The 6,000-nt window shown below is 73.1% G+C and carries 3 protein-coding genes; all 3 read right to left on the bottom strand.

From position 1 onward, the window contains the following. Positions 1-848 (bottom strand): beta-ketoacyl synthase N-terminal-like domain-containing protein (locus ACGFZ2_RS21560; protein ID WP_393456170.1); only part of this gene is annotated, 848 nt, incomplete at its 3' end. Continuing rightward, a complete protein-coding gene (locus ACGFZ2_RS21555; RefSeq protein ID WP_393456167.1) occupies positions 845-4,309 on the bottom strand; it encodes an amino acid adenylation domain-containing protein in 3,465 nt (1,154 codons plus the stop codon). The genes ACGFZ2_RS21560 and ACGFZ2_RS21555, both read right to left, overlap by 4 nt. Before the next feature lie 32 nt (positions 4,310-4,341). Next, on the bottom strand, positions 4,342-5,976 hold the full coding sequence (locus tag ACGFZ2_RS21550; RefSeq protein ID WP_393456164.1) for a PhpK family radical SAM P-methyltransferase: 1,635 nt from the start codon (positions 5,974-5,976) through the stop codon (positions 4,342-4,344). Between the last annotated feature and the right edge of the window lie 24 nt (positions 5,977-6,000).

Below are 6,000 nucleotides of genomic sequence, written 5' to 3'. Positions count from 1 at the left end.
CCACCACCGTCGTTGTTCACCGCCGAACCCCGCACCACCGCATGCACCACATCCCCCGCCGCCACCGCATCCACCAACCGCCGCAACACCACGACGGCCAGTCCGCTGCCGTTGACGGTGCCGGCGGCGGCCCGGTCGAAGGCCCGGCAGTGCCCGTCCGGGGAGAGGGCCATGCCGTCCTGGTGGCGGTACCCCTCCGCCTCCTCGACCCGGACGCCGACGCCGCCGGCCAGCGCCATGTCGCACTCCCCGGCGAGCAGCGCCTGGCACGCCTGGTGGATCGCGACCAGCGACGTCGAGCACGCCGACTGGATCGTCATCGCGGGGCCGCGGAGGTCGAACTTGTACGCCACGCGGGTGGCCAGGAAGTCCTTCTCGTTGGCCATGAGCGCGCTCATGTCGGAGATCAGCGTCGGGTCCGCCGCGACCGCCCGGAGCAGATAGGAATTGACGGAGCTGCCCGCGTAGACGCCGATGCGGCCCGGGAAACGCGCCGGGTCGTACGCCGCGTCCTCCAACGCCTCCCACGCACACTCCAGGAACAACCGGTGCTGCGGATCCGTCATCTCCGCCTCGTGGGCGCTGAAGCCGAAGAACTCCGCGTCGAACAACTCCACGCCGTCCAACCGCGCCTTCGCCGGCACATAGGACGGATGCGAGTACACCGACTCCGGCACCCCCGCCGCCGCCAACTCCTCCGGCGAGAAGAACGTCACCGACTCCACCCCGGCGCACACGTTCCGCCAGAACTCCGCGACACTCGACGCTCCCGGGAAACGACCCGCCATCCCGACCACCGCCAGGGCGTTGTCGAACTGGTCGTCGAGGTACGCAGGCAGCTCGGTCATCGGTCCGTCCCTTCCGCGAGGCGGCGCTGTTCGTGCGCCTGTCGACGACGTGCCAGGGCGCCACCGCGCACCGCCGCCCGGCGGAGCTGCGCACGGCTGGCCGGTGACCCCGGGTCCTGCTCCCCGCCGGCCGGTTCCGGCGTGGCGCGGATCCGGTCCAGGTGGGCCGCGAGCGCGGCCACGGTCGGGAACTGGAACAGGTCGACCACGTTCAGCTCGACGCCGAGCCGCTCGGCGAGCTGCTGGCGGGCACGCAGGGCGAGGAACGAGTGGCCCCCGAGGTCGAAGAAGTTGTCGGTACGGCCCAACGGCGGGACGTCGAGCACGAGGGCCCACACCTCGGCGACCGCGCGCTCGGTGGCGCCGATCGGCGGCTCCGCCGTGGCCTCCTGGCGCAGCGGCCGGCCGTCCCGCCAGGACAGCCGGTCCCGGTCGAGCTTGCCGTTGGTGGTCACGGGCAGGGCGTCCACCGCGGCGAGGACCGCCGGCACCATGTAGCCCGGCAGGTGCCGCCGGGCCACGGCCCGCACCTCCTCGTACGTCGGCGCCGGCCCGTCCTCGAGGACGAGCAGGGCGGCGAGGTCCCGGCGGTCCGGGTTGTCGCCGCGGACCACGACGGCGGCCTCCCGGACGGCGGGGTGGGTCACCAGCACCGCCTCGATCTCGCTCGGCTCGACCCGGAAGCCGCGCACCTTGAGCTGGCTGTCGAGCCGCCCGAGGAAGTCCAGCCGACCGTCGGGCAGCCAGCGGACGAGGTCGCCGGTGCGGTACATCCGGGCACCGGGCGTGGCCCCGAAGGGGTCCGGGACGAAGCGTTCCGCGGTGCGGCGGGGATCCCGCAGGTAGCCCCGGACCACCTGGAGCCCGCCGAGGCACAACTCCCCGGGCACGCCGACCGGCACCGGTCGCCCGGCCCCGTCCAGCACGTAGGTGGTGACGTTGGCGATGGCGCGGCCGATCGGGGGCGCGTGCACCACCGGCCCGTCCTGCGGGGGCACCGGTTCGGCCGTGGCCACCACGGTGTTCTCCGTCGGGCCGTAGTGGTTGACCAGCCGGGCGCGCAGCGCGGGCGAAGGCGTACGGGTCAGCGCGTCGCCCCCGGTGAGCAGCAGCCGCAGCGCCGAGCCGGTCACGGCCTCCTCCGCGAGCACCGCCTCGGCGACGGTGGTGGGCAGGAAGGTCACGGTGATCGCCTCGTCGACCAGCCACCGCGCCAGCCGGTCGGGTGCGACCCGGACCGGCTCGGGCGGCACGTGCAGCGCCGCGCCACCGGCCAGCGCCGCCCACAGTTCCCAGGTGCAGGCGTCGAAGCCGGGGCTGGCGACGAGGGTGGCCCGGTCCTGCGGCCCGACCCGGTAGGCGTCGAGGTGCCAGTGCACCAGGTTGGCCAGGCCGCCGTGGGTGACCTCGACGCCCTTGGGGCGCCCGCTGGAGCCGGAGGTGTAGATGACGTACGCGATCTCCCGTGGGTCCGGTGCCACGGGCGCGGCAACCCCGCCGGCCCCGGCGGGTGCCTCGCCACCAGCGTCGACGTCAGCGGCGACAGCGGCGGCGACGTCGAGCACCGCGGTCCGCGCCGCCGCGAACCGGCCGGTCAGGTCCTCGCTGGTCAGCACCGCGCAGGCCAGGCTGTCGGCCAGCGTGAAGGCGAGCCGGTCCGGCGGGTAGCCGGGGTCGAGCGGCACGTACGCCGCGCCCGCCTTGAGCACGGCGAGGAAGGCGGTCACCAGCTCCGCGCCCCGGTCCAGGCAGACGGCCACCGGCCGGCCGGGCCCCGCGCCGACGGCCCGCAGCCGGGCGGCGAGGACGTCGGCGCGGCGGTCCAGCTCCCCGTACGTCAGGGTCCTGCCGTCGGCCCGCACGGCGGGGGCGTCCGGTGCCGTCCGGGCCCACCGCGCGACCAGGTGGTGCACCGGCCCGGTCGGGTAGTCGCGGACCTGCCCGCTCCAGCGGCGCACGATCCGGTCCTCCTCCGCCGGGTCCAGCAGCGCCGCCGCCGACAGCCGCCGGTCCGGACGCGCGCAGAGCGAGCCGAGGATCGCCCGGTACTGCGCCATCAGCTGCGCGATGCGGTCGTCGTCGAACAGCTCGGTGCTGAACTCGAACTCGCAGTCGATGTGCGTGTCGCCCTCGAACGCCATCACGGAGAGGTCGAACTTGGAGACCTCGCCGACCATGTCGAGCAGCTCCACCGTCAGCGGGCCGACGTGCAGGCGCTCGAACGGGGGGAGGTTCTTCATCGCGAAGACGATCTGGAACAGCGGGTGGCGGGCCGGGTCCCGGACGGGGCGCAGCCGCTCCACGAGCAGCTCGAACGGGGCTTCGTGGTGCGTCTGGGCGTCCAGCACGACGTCGCGCACCCGGGCCACCAGCTCGGCGAAGGTCGGGTCGCCGGAGATGTCGGTGCGCAGCACGACGGTGTTCACCAGCAGGCTGACCAGCGGCTCCAGCTCCACCCGGTCCCGGCCGGCGACCGGCGTGCCGAGCACGACGTCCGACTGCCCGGTCTGCCGGTGCAGCAGGGCGACGAATCCGGCCAGGAGCACCATGTACGGCGAGGCGGCGTGCCGGCGGGCGGCGGCCCGGACCAGGTCGGTCAGCTCGGCGTCGAGGCGCACGGTCCGCCGGCCGCCCCGCCAGCCCAGCACGGCGGGGCGCACCCGGTCGGGCGCCAGTTCCGTCGCGGAGGCGCCGGCGAGCCGCCGCTCCCACCAGGCCAGCTGGTCGTCGAGCTCACCGGCGCCGACGCGGTGGTGCTGCCAGCGGGCGTGCCCGGCCGGGTCGACGGGCGGCCGGGCGGGCGCCGTGCCGTGCCCGGTCCCCGCCGCGTAGTAGCGGACCAAGTCGTTGACCAGGACGCTGAGCGACCAGCCGTCGACGACGATGTGGTGCAGGTCGAGGAAGAGCCGGTGGTCGTCCTCGCCGAGCCGGAACAGCCGGGTCCGCAGGAGCGGCCCGCGCCGCAGGTCGAACGGGGGCTGCCGCTCGGCGGCGACCGCCTCGCGCACGCGGTCCTCCCGCTGCGCGGCCGGCAGGTCGGTCAGGTCGGTCACGTCGAGCCGGACGGCGGGCACGTCGACCGTCCGCTGCACCGGTTCGCCGTCGACGTCGTCGAACACCGTGCGCAGGGCGGGATGGTGCGCCACCAGCCGGTCCAGCGCGTCCCGCAGGGCGTCCACGGAGAGCGGTCCGGTCAGCCGCAGCACCGCCGGCACGTGGTAGGCCGGGCTGTCCGGTTGGAACTGGTGCAGGAACCACAGGCGGCGCTGCGCGAAGGAGACCGGGGCCGGGGCGTCCGGGTCCGACGGGTGTCCGTCGGCCGCGAACCGCCGCGGGCCGTCGGTGGCCGCCGCGTCGTCGGGCAGGGGGTCGACCGTCGTGTCGTTGGCGAGGAACTCGGCCCCGGCCGCCAGCCGGCTGGCCAGCCGGGCCCGGACCGCGTCGGAAGGTGTTCGGCGCACGGTACCGCTTTCTGCTGGGACGGGCGGGACGGTCAGCTCACCGGCGACGGCGCCGGGCCCGGCGGGTTCACCGCCTCGAACTGGCTCGCCCGGCGCAACCGGTCGAGCAGCTCCGGCTGGGCGGCGCTGCCGCCGGAGTGGCGCAGTTGGTCGGCCAGGACGCCGTTGAAGGCGCGGACGAAGTCCTTGACCTGCTCGCCGGACATCCCCTTGCGCTGGAGGTAGAAGGTGCTCCACTGCTCGAACCCGAACTGCGGCAGCCAGACGGAGCTGGTCACGTCGACGAAGAGGTCGTCGATGATCTGGGCGGCGGTGGACCAGTCCATCGTCTGGTGGCTCCAGTTGAACGCCTCGCCCTTGATGCCCAGCTCGTCCCGGCGCTGGTAGATCGGGGTGACCGGGTCGCAGTACCACAGCTGGGCCCGGAAGTAGTCCGGCCGGCCCTGGTCGAGCAGGTCCACGGTCTCGGCGACGGTCTCCTCCGTCTCGCCGGGGAAGCCGACGATCAGCGAGGCGTACGTCGAGATGCCGTGTTCGTTGAAGGCCCCGAGCGCGTCGATGTAGTCCGCCCGGCGGGCGGTCTTGTTCATCTGCTTGAGCAGCACGTCGCTGCCCGACTCGATGCCCAGGAAGACGCCCTCGCAGCCGGCTTCCTTCATCAGCTCGATGGTCGCGCGGTCGCCGTGGTCACTGCGGTAGAAGCAGTTCCACTTGAACCCGTAGTCCTTGTCGATCATCATCCGCAGGATGTCCCGGAACCGGTTCTTTGGGACGTTGAAGGTGTCGTCGATGAACGTCACGGTGTTGACCGACGGCAGCCTGCGGATGTTGTCCAGCTCCCGCTCGACGTGCGTCACGTCGAGGTAGGTGTACTTGCCGGCCCGCTGGGGGAAGCCGCAGAAGGCGCAGGAGAACGGGCAGGACTTCGCCGTCCGGGTGGTGACGAACTCGTTGAACGCGTCGGGGCCGAAGACCTGGTAGTCGACCAACTCGGTCAGCGGGTTCGACTCGATCTCGGTGCGGGTGTGGACGAAGTCGCCGTCCACGCGGTAGGCCAGGTTCGGCACGTCTCCCGGGTCCGTGCCGGACCGCAGCGCGAGCGCCAGCCGGGCCAGGGTCAGCTCGCCCTCGCGGCCGGTGACGTAGTAGTCCGCGCCGAGGTAGTCCATCATCGCGTCCAGGTCGGGGCGCTTGAGCGCGGCCACCTGGTTGGTGATGAACGGCCCGCCGACCACGATGGACACCTTCGGGTTGTGCCGGCGGACGAACTCGACGATCTCGATGATCGGCTGCGGCGAGACGTACAGGGTCGTGGTGATCGCCACGAGGCGGACATCGCCGGCCAGCTTCTCCCGCAACTGCTCCCGCTCGTGCTGGAACAGGTTGACGAAGTCGACGCTCAACCCCCGGCGGGCCAGGAAGCTGCCCAGCACGGTGACCACCGGCCAGAGGAAGTCCGCGTTGTGGAAGTACGGCTTCGGCGCGCCCGGCGGGCTCTCGCGCAGGTGACTCAGCGCGTCCAGCGCGCGCAGCGGTCGCCCGTCGAGGTCGATGTACGCCAGGCGCAGGTCGCGGAAGGCGCCGGAGTCGGCCCCCATGAGGCGCACGTCGCTGACGTAGCTGGCGAAGTCGACGTCGTTGAAACCGACGATCAGGCAGTCTGTCATGTGCCGCTCCGTTCCGGACAAAGA

The sequence above is a fragment of the Micromonospora sp. NPDC048063 genome (assembly GCF_043202855.1).
Taxonomy (GTDB): domain Bacteria; phylum Actinomycetota; class Actinomycetes; order Mycobacteriales; family Micromonosporaceae; genus Micromonospora.
The sequence above is the reverse complement of the archived record's forward strand: the minus strand, read 5'-3'. Positions and strand labels throughout refer to the sequence as shown.